The 16,894-nt window shown below is 71.6% G+C and carries 19 protein-coding genes, 1 pseudogene and 1 riboswitch; of the genes and pseudogenes, 8 read left to right on the top strand and 12 right to left on the bottom strand.

The annotated features are described in order from the left end of the window. Position 1: 1 nt before the first annotated feature. The gene (locus MQE23_RS24770; RefSeq protein WP_243380318.1) at positions 2–694 is read right to left on the bottom strand and encodes a copper homeostasis protein CutC; all 693 of its coding nucleotides are present in this window, start codon (positions 692–694) and stop codon (positions 2–4) included. A 117-nt stretch (positions 695–811) separates the two neighbouring features. Continuing rightward, complete coding sequence (locus MQE23_RS24765; protein WP_243380317.1) at positions 812–1,489, bottom strand: maleylpyruvate isomerase family mycothiol-dependent enzyme; 678 nt, start codon at positions 1,487–1,489, stop codon at positions 812–814. A 47-nt stretch (positions 1,490–1,536) separates the two neighbouring features. Between MQE23_RS24765 and MQE23_RS24760 the strand changes: the two genes are divergently transcribed. Both MQE23_RS24760 and MQE23_RS24755 read left to right on the top strand, forming a co-directional pair. Continuing rightward, entirely contained in the window at positions 1,537–2,199 is a 663-nt protein-coding gene (locus tag MQE23_RS24760) for a hypothetical protein (protein ID WP_243380316.1), read from the top strand. Positions 2,200–2,233: 34 nt separating this feature from the next. Next, positions 2,234–3,286 (top strand): GNAT family N-acetyltransferase, encoded by a 1,053-nt coding sequence (locus MQE23_RS24755; protein ID WP_243382737.1) that lies wholly within the window; start codon positions 2,234–2,236, stop codon positions 3,284–3,286. Here MQE23_RS24755 and MQE23_RS24750 read toward each other — a convergent pair. Both MQE23_RS24750 and MQE23_RS24745 read right to left on the bottom strand, forming a co-directional pair. Beyond that, complete coding sequence (locus tag MQE23_RS24750) at positions 3,259–3,546, bottom strand: DUF4031 domain-containing protein (protein ID WP_020271000.1); 288 nt, start codon at positions 3,544–3,546, stop codon at positions 3,259–3,261. The two genes, MQE23_RS24755 and MQE23_RS24750, sit on opposite strands and share 28 nt — an antisense overlap. Further along, entirely contained in the window at positions 3,543–3,926 is a 384-nt protein-coding gene (locus tag MQE23_RS24745; RefSeq protein ID WP_020271001.1) for a hypothetical protein, read from the bottom strand. Before MQE23_RS24745 ends, MQE23_RS24750 begins: the two co-directional genes overlap by 4 nt. 67 nt (positions 3,927–3,993) lie before the next feature. On the opposite strand from MQE23_RS24745, the gene MQE23_RS24740 reads away from it, so the two are divergent. Further along, positions 3,994–4,884, top strand: coding sequence for a MurR/RpiR family transcriptional regulator (locus tag MQE23_RS24740; RefSeq protein ID WP_020271002.1), 891 nt, complete (start codon positions 3,994–3,996; stop codon positions 4,882–4,884). Between the two features lie 49 nt (positions 4,885–4,933). Further along, positions 4,934–5,866 (top strand): N-acetylmuramic acid 6-phosphate etherase, encoded by a 933-nt coding sequence (murQ, locus tag MQE23_RS24735; protein ID WP_020271003.1) that lies wholly within the window; start codon positions 4,934–4,936, stop codon positions 5,864–5,866. A 1-nt stretch (position 5,867) separates the two neighbouring features. On the opposite strand, the gene MQE23_RS24730 is transcribed toward murQ, so the two are convergent. Next, a complete protein-coding gene (locus MQE23_RS24730; protein ID WP_037667797.1) occupies positions 5,868–6,512 on the bottom strand; it encodes a MerC domain-containing protein in 645 nt (214 codons plus the stop codon). Positions 6,513–6,601: 89 nt separating this feature from the next. Beyond that, positions 6,602–6,826 carry a hypothetical protein gene (locus MQE23_RS24725; RefSeq protein WP_020271005.1) on the bottom strand — a complete coding sequence of 75 codons (225 nt, stop codon included), beginning with the start codon at positions 6,824–6,826 and terminating at the stop codon, positions 6,602–6,604. 8 nt (positions 6,827–6,834) lie between these two features. Here MQE23_RS24725 and MQE23_RS24720 point away from each other — a divergent pair. The 3 genes and pseudogenes from MQE23_RS24720 to MQE23_RS24710 all read left to right on the top strand — a co-directional run. Continuing rightward, positions 6,835–7,260: pseudogene (locus MQE23_RS24720) on the top strand (hypothetical protein); the annotation flags it as partial. Between the two features lie 59 nt (positions 7,261–7,319). Next, positions 7,320–7,532 carry a hypothetical protein gene (locus MQE23_RS24715; RefSeq protein ID WP_243380315.1) on the top strand — a complete coding sequence of 71 codons (213 nt, stop codon included), beginning with the start codon at positions 7,320–7,322 and terminating at the stop codon, positions 7,530–7,532. A 14-nt stretch (positions 7,533–7,546) separates the two neighbouring features. Next, on the top strand, positions 7,547–8,116 hold the full coding sequence (locus MQE23_RS24710) for a hypothetical protein (RefSeq protein ID WP_243380313.1): 570 nt from the start codon (positions 7,547–7,549) through the stop codon (positions 8,114–8,116). 1 nt (position 8,117) lies between these two features. Here the strand turns inward: MQE23_RS24710 and MQE23_RS24705 are convergent, their stop codons facing one another. The 6 genes from MQE23_RS24705 to thrC form a co-directional block, all read right to left on the bottom strand. Further along, on the bottom strand, positions 8,118–9,674 hold the full coding sequence (locus MQE23_RS24705) for a carboxylesterase family protein (protein WP_243380312.1): 1,557 nt from the start codon (positions 9,672–9,674) through the stop codon (positions 8,118–8,120). Between the two features lie 104 nt (positions 9,675–9,778). After that, positions 9,779–10,906 (bottom strand): NADH:flavin oxidoreductase, encoded by a 1,128-nt coding sequence (locus tag MQE23_RS24700; protein WP_243380310.1) that lies wholly within the window; start codon positions 10,904–10,906, stop codon positions 9,779–9,781. Between the two features lie 180 nt (positions 10,907–11,086). Then, positions 11,087–12,709 carry a chaperonin GroEL gene (groL, locus tag MQE23_RS24695; protein WP_020271010.1) on the bottom strand — a complete coding sequence of 541 codons (1,623 nt, stop codon included), beginning with the start codon at positions 12,707–12,709 and terminating at the stop codon, positions 11,087–11,089. A gap of 545 nt (positions 12,710–13,254) precedes the next feature. After that, positions 13,255–13,458 (bottom strand): cold-shock protein, encoded by a 204-nt coding sequence (locus tag MQE23_RS24690; protein WP_010035953.1) that lies wholly within the window; start codon positions 13,456–13,458, stop codon positions 13,255–13,257. A gap of 447 nt (positions 13,459–13,905) precedes the next feature. Beyond that, entirely contained in the window at positions 13,906–14,181 is a 276-nt protein-coding gene (locus MQE23_RS24685; RefSeq protein ID WP_010035955.1) for a ubiquitin-like small modifier protein 1, read from the bottom strand. A gap of 103 nt (positions 14,182–14,284) precedes the next feature. Beyond that, positions 14,285–15,571, bottom strand: a complete 1,287-nt coding sequence (gene thrC / locus MQE23_RS24680; RefSeq protein ID WP_243380309.1) for a threonine synthase — start codon at positions 15,569–15,571, stop codon at positions 14,285–14,287. An 18-nt stretch (positions 15,572–15,589) separates the two neighbouring features. Beyond that, positions 15,590–15,745, bottom strand: a riboswitch (SAM riboswitch). Between the two features lie 155 nt (positions 15,746–15,900). On the opposite strand from thrC, the gene MQE23_RS24675 reads away from it, so the two are divergent. Continuing rightward, on the top strand, positions 15,901–16,845 hold the full coding sequence (locus tag MQE23_RS24675) for a glucosyl-3-phosphoglycerate synthase (protein ID WP_243380307.1): 945 nt from the start codon (positions 15,901–15,903) through the stop codon (positions 16,843–16,845). The last annotated feature ends 49 nt before the right edge of the window (positions 16,846–16,894 follow it).

Here is a 16,894-nt window from a genome sequence, read left to right as displayed (position 1 = left end):
TTCAGACGGAGTCCAGGGCGGCCCGCCACCGCGCGACGGCATCCGCCGACACCGGTGCCTCCCAGCCCTCCGGCCGGGCCGCCCCGCCGATGTGGAAGCCGTCGACCCCGGCCGTCAGCAGCGTCGGCACGTGGTCGAGCCGCAGCCCGCCCCCCACCAGGAGATGCTGCTCGTAACCCGGCTCCCCCTGCCGGGCCGCCTCCGCGAGCAGTACGGAAAGCCCGTCGTCGACCCCGGCCGCCGACCCGGCCGTCAGGTACGTGTCCAGCCCGGGCATCCCGTCCAGCTGCTTGCGCAGGGCGTCCCGGTCGGCGGCCCGGTCGATGGCCCGGTGAAAGGTCCAGGGGCAGCCGTCCAGCACGCCGACGACCCGCTCCACCGCCGCCAGGTCCACCGCGCCGTCCGCGTCGAGGAACCCGAGCACGAACTCCTCCGCCCCGGCCTCCCGCAGTCCGGCGGCCACGCCCGCCAGCCGGTCGACGTCACCGGCCGCGAAGCCGTCGGCGAGCCGCAGCATCACCCGCAGGGAGATGTCGACGGCCCGGCGGATCCCGGTGACGGTGGCGGCCGACGGGGTGAGCCCGTCGGCCGCCATGTCGGTGACCAGCTCCAGCCGGTCCGCGCCTCCGGCCTGGGCGGCGACCGCGTCCTCGACGCCGAGGGCGATCACCTCCAGGACTGCACGCTTGCTCATGGGGCCCCTTCGTCGGCATGGCGTCGGCGTACGACAACAGGTCTAGGCCAGACAGGTCTAGTCCAATCAAGACTACGCTGCCCGCTCCCGCCGCCTCCCACGCCCCGCGGACCTGGCTCATCCGAAGATGTTCAGGTCCTTCGCCTCCACCCCGACCAGCTCGAACTCGGCCACGTCGACCGGCCGCCCCGTGTAGAGCCGCACCAGGGTCGGCCCGTCCCCGATGAAGCGCCCCGGGGGCCGTTCCCCGGCGCTCTCCCCGAGCCGCAGCGGTTCGTCCAGGTCGTCGAGGTCGGCGTGCAGCGGCACATGCCCGCGCTCACGGGTGATCCGGGCGAGCAGCGCCAGCGCGTCCGGCAGCCCGGCCCCGCCGTACGCCCCGGGCTCGCCGAAGGCGTCGCGCACGTCCCCGGCGTGCACCCACTCCCCCAGCGCGAGGCCGTCCAGCTTCCCGTCCGCCCCGGCGATCACCGGCCCGGCCTCGGTCATCCCGCGCTCCAGCTCGTCGACCACGCGCGCGTTGCTCCAGCCGTCCCGCTCGGCGATGTCCCGGTCGTTCGCCTCGGGCGAGAACACGCCCTCCTCGAACCGGTTCTCCACCACCCGGGTGAGCGCGGCCGAGCAGTGCGCCAGCACCGACCGCACCGACCAGCCCGGGCACGCGCCCACAGGCAGCGCGAAGTCCTCCTCGGCCCTGGCCCGCAACAGCGGGATCAGCGCGTCACGCTCGATCGCGAGCAGCCTCCCGGGTTGCTCGGGGTCCCGTACGTCGTGCACATCAGCAGGAGTCGTCATGGGACCCACGCTAGGTGTCCGACCCCGCTCGGCGGGAGAATGCCCCCATGGCCGATATCGACGCCCTCCGCGCCCGCTTCGTCCGCACGCTGGAAGCGGCCCGGGGCCCTGCCGCCGGCCCGGACCCGGCCCCGTACGCCGACGACCTGCTCGGGCGCTGGCAGGAGCCGCAGCGCCGCTACCACACGGCCACACACCTCACGGCGGTCCTGGACCACATCGACGTGCTGGAGAAGTACGCGCACGACCCGGACGTGGTCCGGCTGGCCGCCTGGTTCCACGACGCCGTCTACCTCCCTGAGCGCTCCGAGAACGAGGAACGCTCGGCCCGTCTCGCCGAACGCGCCCTGCCCGAGGCCGGCGTGTCCGCCGCCAGGACCGCCGAGGTGGCCCGCCTGGTCCGCCTCACCGTCGGCCACGACCCCGCCGACGACGACCCCGACGGCCAGGTGCTGTGCGACGCCGACCTGGCGATCCTCGCCTCGCCCCCGTCGGCGTACGCCGCCTACACCGCCGCCGTCCGCGAGGAGTACCACTTCGTCCCGAACGAGGCCTTCCGCACCGGCCGCGCGGCGATCCTGCGCCAACTCCTCGACCTGCCGAGGCTGTTCAGGACGCCGTACGGAGCGTCGGAGTGGGAGGCGACGGCCCGCTACAACCTCACCGCCGAGCTGGAAATGCTGTCGCTTCCACCCGGCGACCCCTCGTAACCTGCCCGGCATGTGGACAACGGGCGCGGAACAGGTGGAGCAGGCCGTCGACGAGTGCGTGGGCCTGCTGGGGGCGGTCACCGACCGGGACTGGGAGGCGGTGCGCGCCGGGCGGCTGCAGTGGAGCTGCCGGGAGACGGCGGTGCACATCGCCGAGGACCTCATCGCGTACGCGGGGCAGCTGGCGGGGCGCGAGCAGGAGGCGTACACGCCGTTCGAGATCTCGCTGGAGGAGGGCACGGACAACGCGGGTGCGCTGCGGGTGATCCGCACGACGGGCGCCCTGTTCGCCGCCGCGATCCGCACCACCCCGCGTGAGGTCCGGGCCTTCCATCCGTATCCCTTCCGCAGCGCGAACCGTGAGGGGTTCGCCGCGATGGGCGTCGCCGAGGTGCTGCTGCACACCCACGACGTGGCCGAGGGCCTGGGCGTGGCGTACGAACCGGCCCCCGAGCTGTGCGACTTCGTCCTCACCCGGATCTTCCCGCACGTCCAGCCCGGCCCCACCCCGTGGCGGACCCTGCTGTGGGCCACCGGCCGGGGCGACCTGCCCGGCCGCGAGCCGGTCACCGAGTGGCGGTGGAGCAACAACCACGTGATCCCCACCGACCGGCTCACGCTCCAGGGCGTCACACCGGCGGCGGCGAGCGATCTCTCCACGGTCGGCGACGGCGGCTTCGAGTGGCTCGAAGGCGGCCCGATCGAGGGCACCCGCATCGGCGCCGGGCTGGTGTTCAAGCAGTACGAGGACGGCGTCCACCGGCCCGAGTGGGGCATGTACGTCCTGGTCCGGCGCGAGGACGGCCGCGCGCTCGGCGCCATGGGCTTCCACAGCGTGCCGGACGAGTCCGGGCGGGTGGAGGTCGGCTACGACCTGGTCGAAGCGGCCCGGGGCCACGGTTACGCCACCGAGGCGCTGCGCGCGCTGTCCGCGTGGGCGCTGTCCCGGGACGAGGTCCGGACCGTCGTCGCGAACGTCGAGCGGGACAACACGCCCTCGCACCGCGTTCTCGCCCGCGCCGGGTTCGAGGCCGTCGCGGAGGACATCGAGCACGTCACCTACGAGCTGCGCGAACCCCGCGGCTGAGTCCGCCCCTTCGGCCGGCGCAGCCCCGCCCCGTGCAGCAGCCGCACCACCTCGCGGCTGCTGACCTCCACGGCCCCAGCCGCCACGACGTCCGCGTACCGCTGGGCGGGGATGTCGTAGTGGTCGCGCTCGAAGGCCCGCCGGGGCACGCCGAGGCGTTCGGCGAAGGCGTGCAGTTCCTCGTACGAGACGTCGCTGATCAGGTGGGACCACATGCGGCCATGGCCGGGCCAGGTCGGCGGGTCGATGTAGACGGTCACGAGGACGCCGCTCCGCCGAGCGCCTCGCCCAGCGATCCCAGCGCCGCGACCTTCACGCCCGCCTCACCGCACACCCAGTGCGGGTCGGCCCCCAACTCCGGCTCCACCTGCAGCGCGTGCGGGTCGCCGGTGGCGCACACCGGGCACAGCGGCCAGCGGCCGTAGCGCTCCAGCAGGGCGTCCTGCACGTCCTGCGCGACCAGACCGGCGACGTACTGCGCGCCCTCCGGCCACTGCTCGACCCACCAGCGCCGCTGCACGACGGACTCCTCGACCAGGGAGACGACGTCCGCCTCGGCGACGCGTCCCGCGACGAGGTCGGCCAGCACGAGGGCGCGCGCGGCGTGCAGTGCCTGCTCCAGGGGGCTGATGGGGTCCATGCCCCCATTGTGCGCACTCTTGACCGTGGCGCCGAGCCGAAAATATCTTTCAGAAGTGACCCCAAGAGTGAAGGAAAGTTTCGGCACCCCGCCGGCCCCGGCCGCCCTCGCGGCCAAGGTCCGCACGCTGGGCCCGTCGATGACGCGTTCCATGCAGCGCGTCGCCGAGGCCGTCGCGGGCGACCCGGCCGGCTGCGCGGCCCTCACGGTCACCGGCCTCGCCGAACTCACCGGCACCAGCGAGGCGACCGTCGTACGCACCGCCCGGCTGTTGGGCTATCCGGGTTACCGGGACCTGCGCCTGGCCCTGGCCGGCCTCGCCGCCCAGCAGCAGTCCGGCCGCGCCCCGGCCATAACGACGGACATCGCGGTCGACGACCCGATCGCCGACGTGGTCGCGAAGCTCGCCTACGACGAGCAGCAGACCCTCGCCGACACCGCCGCCGGCCTCGACACCGTCCAGCTGGGCGCGGCCGTCACCGCGCTGACCGGTGCCCGCCGCACGGACGTGTACGGCGTCGGGGCGTCCGGCCTGGTCGCCCAGGACCTCACGCAGAAGCTGCTGCGCATAGGTCTGGTCGCGCACGCCCACAGCGACCCGCACCTGGCCGTCACCAACGCCGTGCAACTGCGCGCGGGCGACGTCGCGATCGCCATCACGCACTCCGGGTCGACGGGGGACGTCATCGAGCCGCTGCGGGTCGCCTTCGAGCGCGGGGCGACGACGGTGGCGATCACCGGCCGCCCGGACGGCCCGGTCTCGCAGTACGCCGACCACGTCCTCACCACGTCCACCGCGCGGGAGAGCGAGCTGCGTCCCGCGGCGATGTCGTCCCGGACCGGACAGCTTCTTGTGGTGGACTGCCTGTTCGTGGGGGTGGCGCAGCGGACGTACGAGACGGCGGCGCCGGCGCTCTCGGCGTCGTACGAGGCGTTGGCCCACCGGCACCGCCCCTGAGCCGACCCCCGGCCGGCACGCACCGGAAAGACACGGAAAGAGCCCTCCCATGACCTCCACCTCCGATTCCCGTGACCTCAGAGCCGAGTTGGAGTCCCTGACCACCGAGGCGTTCCGGCCGGAGCTGGCCGGCATCGACCGGCTGCCCACCCTCGACATCGCGCGGCTCATGAACGGCGAGGACGCGACCGTCGCCGGGGCGGTCGCGGCCCGGCTGCCTCAGATCGCCGCCGCGATCGACGCCCTGGCCGAGCGGATGGCCCGGGGCGGCCGTCTGGTCTACGCGGGGGCCGGCACGGCGGGCCGGCTGGGCGTCCTGGACGCCTCCGAGTGCCCGCCCACCTTCAACACCGACCCCTCCCGGGTCGTCGGGCTGATCGCGGGTGGCCCGCAGGCCGTGGTCACCTCCGTGGAGGGCGCGGAGGACTCCCGGGAACTGGCCCGTGCCGACCTGGAGCCCCTCGGCCTGACCCCGGACGACACGGTGGTCGGCATCTCGGCCTCCGGCCGCACGCCCTACGCCATCGGCGCGGTCGAGTACGCCCGCAGCCGCGGCTCCCTCACCATCGGCCTCGCCTGCAACGCCGGCAGCCCGCTGGCAGCCGCCGCCGAGCACGGCGTGGAGATCGTCGTGGGTCCCGAACTGCTCACCGGCTCCACCCGGCTGAAGGCCGGCACGGCACAGAAGCTCGTCCTCAACATGCTCTCGACGATCACGATGATCCGCCTGGGCAAGACCTACGGGAACCTGATGGTCGACGTCCGCGCCTCCAACGACAAACTGCGCGCCCGCTCCCACCGCATCGTCGCCCTCGCCACCGGCGCCGGCGACGAGGAGATCGAACGGGCCCTGGCCGCCACCGACGGCGAGGTGAAGAACGCGATCCTGATCATCCTGGCCGATGTCGACGGCCCGACGGCGGCCCGGCTGCTGGAGGAGTCCCACGGGCATCTGCGGGCGGCCCTGGCGGCGGCCGGCTGACTCACCGGCTCCGGCGGCGCTGACCGCCGTAGAAGGTGCCGCCCGCCAGGAGCAGGGTCAGTCCGGCGGTGACGGCGAGGGTGATCTCCGTGGTGTTCCGCTGATCGGGACTGTCGGGCAGCCTGGGATCGAGCAGCCCGAGCGGGTCCTTGCGGATCTCGACGCGGTCGCCGGGCTCTGCCTGGCCGAAGCAGTTCTCCTGCTGGGACACCTCGTACGTCTTTCGGTCCCCGCCGAGCTCCCGGACCGTGCAGAACATGTCCGGCCCGCGCCGCTGGTCCCGGTCGGCCACCTGGGTCACCACGGCGTCGACGGGTTCTCCCGCGGTTGCCATGTACCCCTCGTACACGGCGGGCCCGGCGAACAACATCAGGGCGAAACCGCCGAAGGAGACGAGCGTCGCCGCCCCGGCCCGGTGCCAGAAACCGCCGATGACACTGGCGGCGACCGCGATGGTCGCCATGCAGACGACGACCCCGAGCCAGGTCACCCACTGTCCGACCGCGGAACCGACCAACAGCAGGGCGGGCACCAGCACGGCCCACAGCGCGGAACCGACGGCCTTGCGCACGCCGGACAGGGCCGGACGTGAACTGCCCGTCCCGCTGCCGCCGCCGGCCTCCACAGCCGTCCCGGACGCGCTCATGTCCCCCGAACTCCTGTCGCCGGCACGTTCATTCGCACCCGCCACGATATACAGCGGCGCGACGCCCCCACCAGCGCCGCTACCGCGCTTCACCGTGACTTCGGCTCACGGTTGACCTGCCTCACCCGCGCCCGCAGCGTCTCCCCCACCGGCAGCGAGCGCAGTACGTCTGTCAGATGCTCGGCCGTCCTTACGTTGCACCGCCCCAGATCGACCAGGGCGAACGGCTCCTGGCTCGCACCGGTCACCGGATCGACACTCAGCGACGGCAGCACGACACCGACTCCCGCGAGCGCGTCCCGCAGTGACTCCACGATGATGTGTCCTCCTGGCCGCCCTCGGCCGGACGGCGCCCGTCCTGTCCCTCTCCCAAGCCGACTGCGCGACGCTCGCCCCGCTGGTGACGGAGTGGTTCGAGCGGGGCGCCTCGGAGGCGGACGTACTGCGCGCACTCACGGCCGGCTTGCCGACGCCCGTCCACCACGCCGCCGCCCTGGTCCGCAACCGCCTGACCAGCAAACTCCCGCCCCCACCCGCCCCGCGACCGCCGTTGCGGATCCTGGAGTGCGCGACCTGCGGCGCCCCGGGGCGTCCGGAGTCCCTGCCAGGGGGCCGTTGCAGCGCCTGCCGGGGCGAACGCTCCCCCACGCAACCCCCTGCACCTCTGTCCGCCCCCACAGTTCACGACCGCGCGGCCCAGATCCGCGCCGCGATGTCCCAACGACGCCGAGAGAAGGCACGCACATGACGGCACCTACAGTCCGACGTCACCGCCGCAGGGCACGATGGAAGGGAGGACGCACCACCATGACCCCTGGTACCGCTGACCGCCCGCTGATGCCCATCGAGGACTTCGCGGATCTGGCCGAGGTGGCCCCGAACACGGTCGTCGTCTACAGCGAGCCCGAGGACGGCCGATACCAGCAGGCCGCTGCCCACCCGTTGGGCACCCCGGTGGAGCTCCCTGCCCCCGTCGGCTTCACTCTGGACACGGAAGAACTCAAGGACTACGCCGACTGACGACAATAGGAACCATGAACCACGCCCAGCTCACCGCGCTAGGCCGCGCCCTCCGTCTCCTCGGCGAGCACGGGGAGGCACTCACCTCCGACACCCCGGACGCCAAACTGCACGAGGTGAAGGCGGATCTGAAGCGCGCCCTGGACCTGCTGGAGGAGAGCGTCTCGAACGCGGCGCCCAGCACACGCTGCCCCGAGCATCCGAACGGCCCGGTCGACGAGGCCGCCCCCGACCTGTGCCTGCTGTGCGAGACCCGGCGCCGGGCCGCCCGCCGGGCGGAGTTCAACGGCCCCGCCCCGCAGCACCGGCCCACCGAACCGGTCCAGTCCCGCTACGGCGTCAGTGGTGACCGCCCCCAGCCCCAGCAGCGCTGGCTGCCGGAGCTGTGGAACGGCCAGACCTGGCAGCTGTGCGGCACCCCGCGCCGGGACCGCCGCGAGGCCGAGCTCTACATCGCCGCCCAGCGCAAGGCTCCCCGGGCCGCCATGGCGTACCGGCTGGTGCACGAGTTCACCGACTACGAGGTGCTGCGCGTGTGGGGGACGCCGGTCCGCGTCGACATCGAGCCCATGGGCAACTTGTAGCTCACAGGAGGGGCAGGGCGGAGAAGTCGTGGCCCTCCCACAGGCGCCGTGACGTCTCCTCCGGGTACGCCCGCACCGCCGGCTCCGCGTCCAGCACCTGCACCAGCCGCTCCGTCTCCTCGTACGCCGGCCAGCCCGGGTCCCCCGTCCTCGCGAACGCCGTCCAGGACGACCGGAAGCGGGACGACAGCGCCTCGGCCTCGGCGGACGGCTCCGTGCCCGCGAACAGCAGGGCCCCGAGGTCCGCCCCGTACGTGCCGAAGAGCAGGGGGATGTCCAGGCCGTGGCAGGCGCCCAGCGCGCCGCCGTTCCCCGGGGCCGGCCAGGTCAGTTCGTAGACGTGCGCGCGTCCGCCGCCCGCGCGCTGCGCCTCGGCCAGGTGCAGGGAGGGCATGCCGAACAGCCAGTCCGTCTGGACGCGTTCGAAGAGCTCGCCGGGAGTGGCGTCGGGGAAGGCCGTGCGGTAGGCCCGCTCGCCGTCGGGGCCGGGGGCGAAGAGGCGGAGGGACGCTGTCGCCCGCTCCTCGGATATCTGGCCCAGTCGGCCCGCCATGGCGACGAAGAGGCGGTACTCGTCGCGGTTGTGACCGACGAGCAGGTCGATGTCCTTCGCCGCACCGGCCGCCAGCGCCTGCCAGGGTGTGGTGGGCAGGACCTCGCCGTCGACGACCGGCGAGAAGGGCGTGACCGTCGGCGCCGCCTGGCCCCAGCGGTCGATGTACTGGGGCATCTTGCCGCTCAACGACTCACCCGCCGAGGTCAGTTCGCGCGGCGGGATCGTCGCCAGATCGGCGACCGTGGGGCGCAGCCCCACCTCGGCGGCGAGAGCGGCGCCGATGTCACGGGCCAGCGCGTCCGAGAAGAACGTCCCCGGCACGCTCTGCGCGATCGCCCGCCGGAACAGGCCCGCCGCCCTGGGCATGGCCAGCAGCGAGGCGACGGAACCCGCGCCCGCCGACTCGCCGAAGACCGTGACCTGGCCGGGGTCGCCGCCGAACGCCTCGATGTTGTCCCGGACCCATTCGAGGGCGGCCACCTGGTCGAGCAGGCCGCGGTTGGCGGGAGCGCCCTCGATGGACGCGAAACCCTCCATGCCCACGCGGTAGTTGAGCGACACGACCACCACGTCGCCGTCGGCCGCGATGCGCCGGGCGTCGTAGCCGGGGCTGCCGGAGTGGCCGAGCTTGTAGGCGCCGCCGTAGATCCACACCATCACCGGGCGGCGGGCGCCCGGACCGGGTTCGGGGGTCCAGACGTTGACCGTGAGCCACTCGTCGCCCTCAGGCAGGTCGACCAGGCCCGGGCCGCCCAGGTTGCCGAGGTCCTGCGGGGGCGGCGGGCCGAAGGCGTACGCGTCCCGTACGCCGTCCCAGGCGTGGGCGGGGCGCGGCGCCAGGAACCGGGCCTCACCCACGGGAGGCGCGGCGAAGGGGATGCCGCGGTAGACGGCGAGACCCTCCTCCGTGCGGCCGCGTACCACACCGGCGGTGGTGCGCACCACCGGTGCGGGCTGCCCTGCGAAGGCGCCGGTCGGGGGGTGGGACTCGGTCGTCGTCATCTCTGGATCTCCTCACGGGGTGCCGGTGAACAGGCGCTCCGCCAGTGTCCTTGACTGACGCAAGTGAATCCAGGGCGGCCCGGGTGGGGACCGCCCTCGGGAGGTCAGCTGAGCGTCTTCAGCGCCGCCGGGTCGTACGGCGCCAGCTCGTCGAAGCGGCCCGAGAGGACCTTCTGCGCCCACTGCGGGTCCTGGAGCAGGGCGCGGCCGACGGCGACCATGTCGAACTCGTCGCGCTCGAAGCGGTCCAGGAGGTTGTCGAGGTCGCCGATCTCGGCACCCTCGCCCTGGAAGGCCTTGATGAAGTCGCCGTTCAGACCGACCGAGCCGACGGTGATGGCGGGCTTGCCGGTGAGCTTCTTGGTCCAGCCGGCCAGGTTGAGGTCGGAGTCGTCGAACTCGGGCAGCCAGTAGCGGCGGGTGGAGGCGTGGAAGGCGTCCACCCCGGCCGCGGCGAGCGGGGTCAGGATGGCCTCCAGCTCCTCGGGCGTCTCGGCGAGGCGGGCGTCGTAGGCGTCCTGCTTCCACTGCGAGTAGCGGAAGATGACGGGGAAGTCGGCCGAGACGGTCTCGCGGACGGCCGCGACGATCTCCGCCGAGAACGCGGCACGGGCGACCGGGTCGCCGCCGTAGGCGTCGGTGCGGCGGTTGGTGCCCTCCCAGAGGAACTGGTCGAGCAGGTAGCCGTGGGCGCCGTGGAGCTCCACGCCGTCGAAGCCGATGCGCTCGGCGGCGGCCGCGGCCTCGGCGAACGCGCCGATGACGGCGTCGATGTCGGCCTGGGTCATGGCCTTGCCGGTGGGCTCGGCGGCGCCGATGCGCAGGCCGGAGGGGCCGACGGCCGGGGCGTCCGCGACCGGCGGCTCGCCCTGGTTGCGGACCATGCCGATGTGCCACAGCTGCGGCACGATCGTGCCGCCCGCGGCGTGCACCGCCTCGGCCACCTTCGCCCAGCCCGCGAGCTGCTCCTCGCCGTGGAACCGCGGCACGCGGTCGCTCTGCCCGGCCGACTCGTGGCCGACGTAGGTGCCCTCGGTGACGATCAGGCCGACACCGGCGGCGGCGCGGCGGGAGTAGTACGAGACGACGTCGTCGCCGGGAACACCGCCCGGGGAGAACATGCGGGTCATCGGCGCCATCGCGATCCGGTTCGGGACGGTCAGCCCGCCCAGCGATACGGGCCGGGACAGGATTTCGGCGGCGCGGGAGGCGACGGAGGCGTCGACGGTCACGTGGGGGCTCCTCTTCGGATACCGGACAGTATGTGCATACGCATAGGACGTACTGTCCAACTATCCGGCCCCGCCCACCCCATCCCGTCCGCGCTGTGATCCAGGACACGCCCGAGGGCGGCACTCCCTGTCGGAACAGGGAGTGCCGCCCTCGGCAAGGACGTTGATCGACCAGGTCGATCAGAAGTCCATGTCACCGCCCGGCATGCCGCCGCCGGCGGGCGCGGCGGCCTTCTCCGGCTTGTCGGCGATGACGGCCTCGGTGGTGAGGAACAGCGCGGCGATGGAGGCGGCGTTCTGCAGCGCGGAACGGGTCACCTTCGCCGGGTCGATGATGCCCTCGGCGATCATGTCGACGTACTCACCGGTCGCGGCGTTCAGGCCGTGGCCGACCTGGAGGTTGCGGACCTTCTCCACGACGACGCCGCCCTCGAGACCACCGTTGACGGCGATCTGCTTCAGCGGGGCCTCCAGGGCGAGCTTCACGGCGTTGGCGCCGGTCGCCTCGTCACCCTCGAGCTCCAGCTTCTCGAAGACCTGGGAGGCCTGCAGCAGGGCCACGCCACCACCGGCGACGATGCCCTCCTCGACGGCCGCCTTGGCGTTGCGCACGGCGTCCTCGATGCGGTGCTTGCGCTCCTTGAGCTCCACCTCGGTGGCGGCACCGGCCTTGATGACCGCGACACCACCGGCGAGCTTCGCCAGGCGCTCCTGCAGCTTCTCGCGGTCGTAGTCCGAGTCGCTGTTCTCGATCTCGGCGCGGATCTGGTTGACCCGGCCCTGGACCTGCTCGGCGGAGCCGGCACCGTCGACGATGGTGGTCTCGTCCTTGGTGATGACGACCTTGCGGGCCTTGCCCAGGAGGTCGATCGTGGCGTTCTCCAGCTTGAGGCCGACCTCCTCGGAGATCACCTCGCCGCCGGTGAGGATGCCGATGTCCTGCAGCATCGCCTTGCGGCGGTCGCCGAAGCCCGGGGCCTTGACGGCGACGGACTTGAAGGTGCCGCGGATCTTGTTGACGACCAGGGTCGACAGGGCCTCGCCCTCGACGTCCTCGGCGATGATCAGCAGCGGCTTGCCGGACTGCATGACCTTCTCGAGGAGCGGCAGCAGGTCCTTGACGTTGCTGATCTTCGAGTTGGCGATCAGGATGTACGGGTCGTCGAGGACGGCCTCCATACGCTCCATGTCGGTGGCGAAGTACGCCGAGATGTAGCCCTTGTCGAAGCGCATACCCTCGGTGAGCTCCAGCTCCAGACCGAAGGTCTGGGACTCCTCGACGGTGATGACGCCTTCCTTGCCGACCTTGTCCATGGCCTCGGCGATGAGCTCGCCGATCTGGGTGTCGGCGGCGGAGATGGAGGCCGTGGAGGCGATCTGCTCCTTGGTCTCGACGTCCTTCGCCTGCTCCAGCAGGGCGGCGGAGACGGCCTCGACGGCGCGCTCGATACCGCGCTTCAGGGCCATCGGGTTGGCACCGGCGGCTACGTTGCGCAGGCCTTCCTTGACCAGGGCCTGGGCGAGAACGGTCGCGGTGGTCGTACCGTCACCGGCGACGTCGTCCGTCTTCTTGGCGACTTCCTTGACCAGCTCGGCGCCGATCTTCTCGTACGGGTCCTCGAGTTCGATCTCCTTGGCGATGGACACACCATCGTTGGTGATCGTGGGGGCGCCCCACTTCTTCTCGAGGACGACGTTGCGGCCCTTGGGGCCGAGCGTCACCTTGACGGCGTCCGCGAGCTGGTTCATGCCGCGCTCGAGGCCGCGCCGCGCCTCCTCGTCGAACGCGATGATCTTGGCCATGTGAAGTGGTCCCTCCAGGACTGGGGGTGATTACTTCGGACCGCGCCCGCGCCCGCGACGGACGGCTCGCCGGCCTCGTGGTTCCTTCCCACCCGGCCTGCGGGCCTCACCGACCCGGTCCTTACGTTGTCACTCTCACCTTCAGAGTGCTAACGCAATGATTAGCACTCGGGCATGGCGAGTGCAAGCGACTCCCACGGTTCGGGCGGGCTCTCAGCCCCGGGCGAACGGGGCGCATCCGGCTCGGCCCGCAGGCCACGGGCAGCGCCACGACGGATCGCGCGAGCAGAGAAAAGCCTGGCCCCCGGCCCGCGACGGCGAGACGAGACCGCCGACGCGAGCGGGTCCGGAGCGCGAACCCGCGCCCTCCGCACCAAGGCGGACCCCGAAGCACCTTCGGGCGCGGCGGGTTTCGACGAGCGGTCGCCCAGCGCGCCCGCCACCCCGGCCGCCGCCCCCCCCCAAGCAGGCCGAAGGGCCCGCACCCCAGGGGGTGCGGGCCCTTCAGAGAAGACCGGTCGCTTGCGCTTGGTCGTGGTGCGCGTTCAGGCAGAGACGCGAACCATGTCGGCCTGCGGTCCCTTCTGGCCCTGCGAGATCTCGAACTCGACCCGCTGGCCCTCCTCCAGGGTGCGGTAGCCGTCCATCTGGATCGCGCTGTAGTGGACGAAAACATCCGCACCACCGTCGACCGCGATGAAGCCGTACCCCTTCTCCGCGTTGAACCACTTGACGGTGCCCTGAGCCATGCCTAACTCCCCTATTACTGGCCCTTGCACAGATCCACACTTCGCGGACCCGGGTCAGACCTCACCCCCCACGGTTGGGGGCGTGCGCCGGAACGCGTCGACCGCGGCTGAATGTATCTGTCCAACTGCCGTCTGCAACAGGTCAATCGGACGAGAATTCTGGACGCGCAGGGTCCGGAATGTAGGGAGAATTCGCCAGACTTCAGGGCAAGTCGGGCCACACAAAAGGAACAAAAGCCGCGAAAGATACACACACTTTGGCTACATCTTGTCGGGCGCGCGGCAGGAATTCAGGGCTCCCGATCAGGAGATCGGCGCTGCGTTCCCCAACTGTACCGCGCTCAATCACACAGAATTGCCCCCTCCGCTTCTCTCACGGAGGGGGCAATTCGATGAACTCTCAGTAACCGCCGTTACCGAAGGTAATAATCAAGCCGGTCGACCGGTTCAGCCACCCGCGACGGCGGGGATGATCGACACTCCGGCACCGTCCGGCGTCGCCGTCTCCAGACCCTGCTCGAACCGCACGTCGTCGTCGTTGACGTACACGTTGACGAACCGGCGCAGCTTGCCCTGGTCGTCCAGCACCCGGGCGGCGATCCCGGTGTGGTTCTTCTCCAGATCGGCGATGACCTCGCCGAGGGTCGCCCCCTCGGCGGCGACCTCGGCCTGGCCGCCGGTGTAGGTACGCAGGATGGTGGGGATGCGAACGGTGACGCTCATCGGGGTGTGACCTCCGGTTTTGATTGAAGCTACGGCTGGGGCGCGCCCTCAGGGGCGCGGGGAACTGCGCGACCAGCCCCCACCGGCCCGCAGCGAACGACGGTCAGACGAGACCGGCTTCCCGGAACGAATCCAGGTTGGGACGAATGGTCGCAGTAAGCCCGGTCCCGGCCACCGCATCCAGCGTCTTCAGACCATCCCCCGTGTTCAGCACCACGGTCGTCTTCGCCGGGTCGAGCACCCCGTTCTCGACCAGCTTCTTCGCCACGCCCACGGTCACCCCACCGGCGGTCTCCGCGAAGATGCCCTCGGTCCGGGCGAGGATCTTGATCGCGTCGACGACCTGCTCGTCGTTGACGTCCTCCACCGCACCGCCCGTGCGACGCGCGATGTCGAGCACGTACGGCCCGTCCGCCGGGTTGCCGATCGCCAGCGACTTGGCGATCGTGTCCGGCTTCTGGGGACGTACGACGTCGTGGCCGGCCTTGAACGCCGTCGACACCGGAGAGCAGCCCTCGGCCTGCGCGCCGAAGATCTTGTACGGCTTGTCCTCGACCAGCCCGAGCTTGATCAGCTCCTGCAGGCCCTTGTCGATCTTCGTGAGCTGCGAGCCGGAGGCGATCGGCACCACGATCTGGTCCGGCAGCTGCCAGCCGAGCTGCTCGCAGATCTCGTACGCGAGGGTCTTGGAACCCTCCGCGTAGTACGGCCGCAGGTTGACGTTGACGAAGCCCCAGCCCTCGCCGGCCGGGTCGCCGATCAGCTCGGAGCAGAAGCGGTTCACGTCGTCGTAGTTGCCCTCGATGCCGACGAGCTCACCGCCGTAGACCGCGGCCATGACGACCTTGCCCTGCTCCAGGTCGTGCGGGATGAACACGCAGGAGCGGAAGCCGGCGCGGGCCGCCGCGGCACCCACGGCGCCGGCGAGGTTGCCGGTGGAGGAGCAGGACAGCGTGGTGAAGCCGAAGGCGCGGGCGGCCTCCAGGGCCTGGGCGACGACCCGGTCCTTGAAGGAGTGCGTCGGGTTGCCGGAGTCGTCCTTGATGAAGAGCTTGCCCGCCTCGACGCCCAGCTCGCGCGCGAGGTTGTCGGCCTTGACGAGCTGGGTCCAGCCCGGGTTGATGTTCGGCTTGGTCGCCACGTCGGCCGGGACCGGCAGCAGCGGGGCGTAGCGCCAGATGTTCGCGGGTCCCGCTTCGATCCGCTTGCGGAGTTCCTCGGTGTCGTAGGCCGAGAAGTCGTAGGCGATCTCCAGCGGGCCGAAACACTCCTCGCACGCGAAGACCGGGCCGAGGGGTACGCGGTGACCGCACTCGCGGCAGCTCAGGGCGGCGGCGGGGCCGAGGTCTACGGTGGAGTCAGTGGTGCTTGCAACAGTCTGCACAGCCATGTGAGGCGAGGCCCTTTCTCCTCATCTTCCTCACGACGCATCTCGCCGTGAGACGGATTTGGCACCTTCCCGAGCCGGGAGCCTCGCGGAGCGGTCGACAGTGACCTACGAGTATCGGCTGGAGGGTTGCCGGGGCTTCATCGGGCCGTATCCCTCTGCCCCTCTGGATGAGCTGTATTCGGTTGTAAACAACGGTTGACCCCGGACATGCGATGGTCATCCGCGTTGTTCAAGACTGTAACCGACGACCAGGACAGTTGAGATAGTCGTCCGAACCGCGAGATGGGTCACAGTCCGTCCCGCCGAGAGTACGCAGAGGAGCCGCCACGGTGCTGGAAGAAGTCGAGCGCTGGCTGAGCACCCGGTCCTGGTCAGCGACCGATCGTCCGCTCCACCAGATCCTGGCCGCCAAGCAGCGCACGGGCCAGACGGTGAGTGTGGTGCTGCCCGCGCTCAACGAGGAGGAGACGGTCGGTGACATCGCCGCGATCATCCGTCACGACCTGATGCGGCAGGTGCCGCTCGTCGACGAGCTCGTCGTCGTCGACTCGGGGTCCACCGACCGCACGTCGGAGGTGGCCGCCGCCGCGGGCGCGACGGTGGTGCACCGCGACGAGATCATCCCGCGGATCCCGGCCGTGCCCGGCAAGGGCGAGGTGCTGTGGCGCTCCCTGCTGGTCACCGGCGGGGACATCGTCTGCTTCATCGACGCGGACCTGAAGGACTTCTCGTCCGAGTTCGTCTCCGGGATCGTGGGCCCGCTGCTCACCGACCCGGACGTCGCCCTGGTGAAGGGCATGTACGACCGTCCGCTCGGCGGCGCCGCCGGGCAGGGCGGCCGGGTCACGGAGCTGATGGCCCGCCCGCTGCTCAACATGCACTGGCCGCAGCTGGCCGGGTTCGTGCAGCCGCTCGGCGGCGAGTACGCGGCCCGCCGCTCGCTGCTGGAGCAGCTGCCGTTCCCCGTCGGGTACGGCGTCGAGCTGGGCATGCTGGTCGACGCGCTGCACCTGGTGGGCCTCGACGCCCTCGCCCAGGTGGATGTCGGGGTGCGCAAGCACCGGCACCAGGACGGGCAGGCGCTGGGCCGGATGGCCGCCGCGATCTACCGCACGGCCCAGCTGCGGCTGGCCCGCGGGCATCTGATCCGGCCGTCCCTGACACAGTTCGAGCGGGGCGGTGACGGCTTCGAGCCGCGCACGTACTCCGTGGACACCGAGGAGCGTCCGCCCATGGTGGAGATCGCCGAGTACCAGGCTCGGAAGGCGGCGTGACCGGGGCCGTTTTCGGCCGGGTGGGGCAGGGCCGTACGTTTGAGCGTTT

The sequence above is a fragment of the Streptomyces sp. HP-A2021 genome (genome assembly GCF_022807935.1).
Taxonomy (GTDB): domain Bacteria; phylum Actinomycetota; class Actinomycetes; order Streptomycetales; family Streptomycetaceae; genus Streptomyces; species Streptomyces afghaniensis.
Note: the sequence above shows the minus strand (reverse complement) of the source record. Positions and strands in the feature narration are given on the sequence as shown.

Bases quoted from the DNA above. Each gene is read 5' to 3' on its own strand.
- MQE23_RS24690 (WP_010035953.1), bottom strand. From the start codon at position 13,458: ATGGCTCAGGGCACCGTCAAGTGGTTCAACGCGGAGAAGGGGTACGGC.
- MQE23_RS24765 (WP_243380317.1), bottom strand. From the start codon at position 1,489: ATGACGACTCCTGCTGATGTGCACGACGTACGGGACCCCGAGCAACCC.
- thrC (WP_243380309.1), bottom strand. From the start codon at position 15,571: ATGGCTGTGCAGACTGTTGCAAGCACCACTGACTCCACCGTAGACCTC.
- groL (WP_020271010.1), bottom strand. From the start codon at position 12,709: ATGGCCAAGATCATCGCGTTCGACGAGGAGGCGCGGCGCGGCCTCGAG.
- MQE23_RS24685 (WP_010035955.1), bottom strand. From the start codon at position 14,181: ATGAGCGTCACCGTTCGCATCCCCACCATCCTGCGTACCTACACCGGC.
- MQE23_RS24760 (WP_243380316.1), top strand. From the start codon at position 1,537: ATGGCCGATATCGACGCCCTCCGCGCCCGCTTCGTCCGCACGCTGGAA.
- MQE23_RS24770 (WP_243380318.1), bottom strand. From the start codon at position 694: ATGAGCAAGCGTGCAGTCCTGGAGGTGATCGCCCTCGGCGTCGAGGAC.
- MQE23_RS24730 (WP_037667797.1), bottom strand. From the start codon at position 6,512: ATGAGCGCGTCCGGGACGGCTGTGGAGGCCGGCGGCGGCAGCGGGACG.
- MQE23_RS24705 (WP_243380312.1), bottom strand. From the start codon at position 9,674: ATGACGACGACCGAGTCCCACCCCCCGACCGGCGCCTTCGCAGGGCAG.
- MQE23_RS24715 (WP_243380315.1), top strand. From the start codon at position 7,320: ATGACCCCTGGTACCGCTGACCGCCCGCTGATGCCCATCGAGGACTTC.
- MQE23_RS24710 (WP_243380313.1), top strand. From the start codon at position 7,547: ATGAACCACGCCCAGCTCACCGCGCTAGGCCGCGCCCTCCGTCTCCTC.
- MQE23_RS24745 (WP_020271001.1), bottom strand. From the start codon at position 3,926: ATGGACCCCATCAGCCCCCTGGAGCAGGCACTGCACGCCGCGCGCGCC.
- murQ (WP_020271003.1), top strand. From the start codon at position 4,934: ATGACCTCCACCTCCGATTCCCGTGACCTCAGAGCCGAGTTGGAGTCC.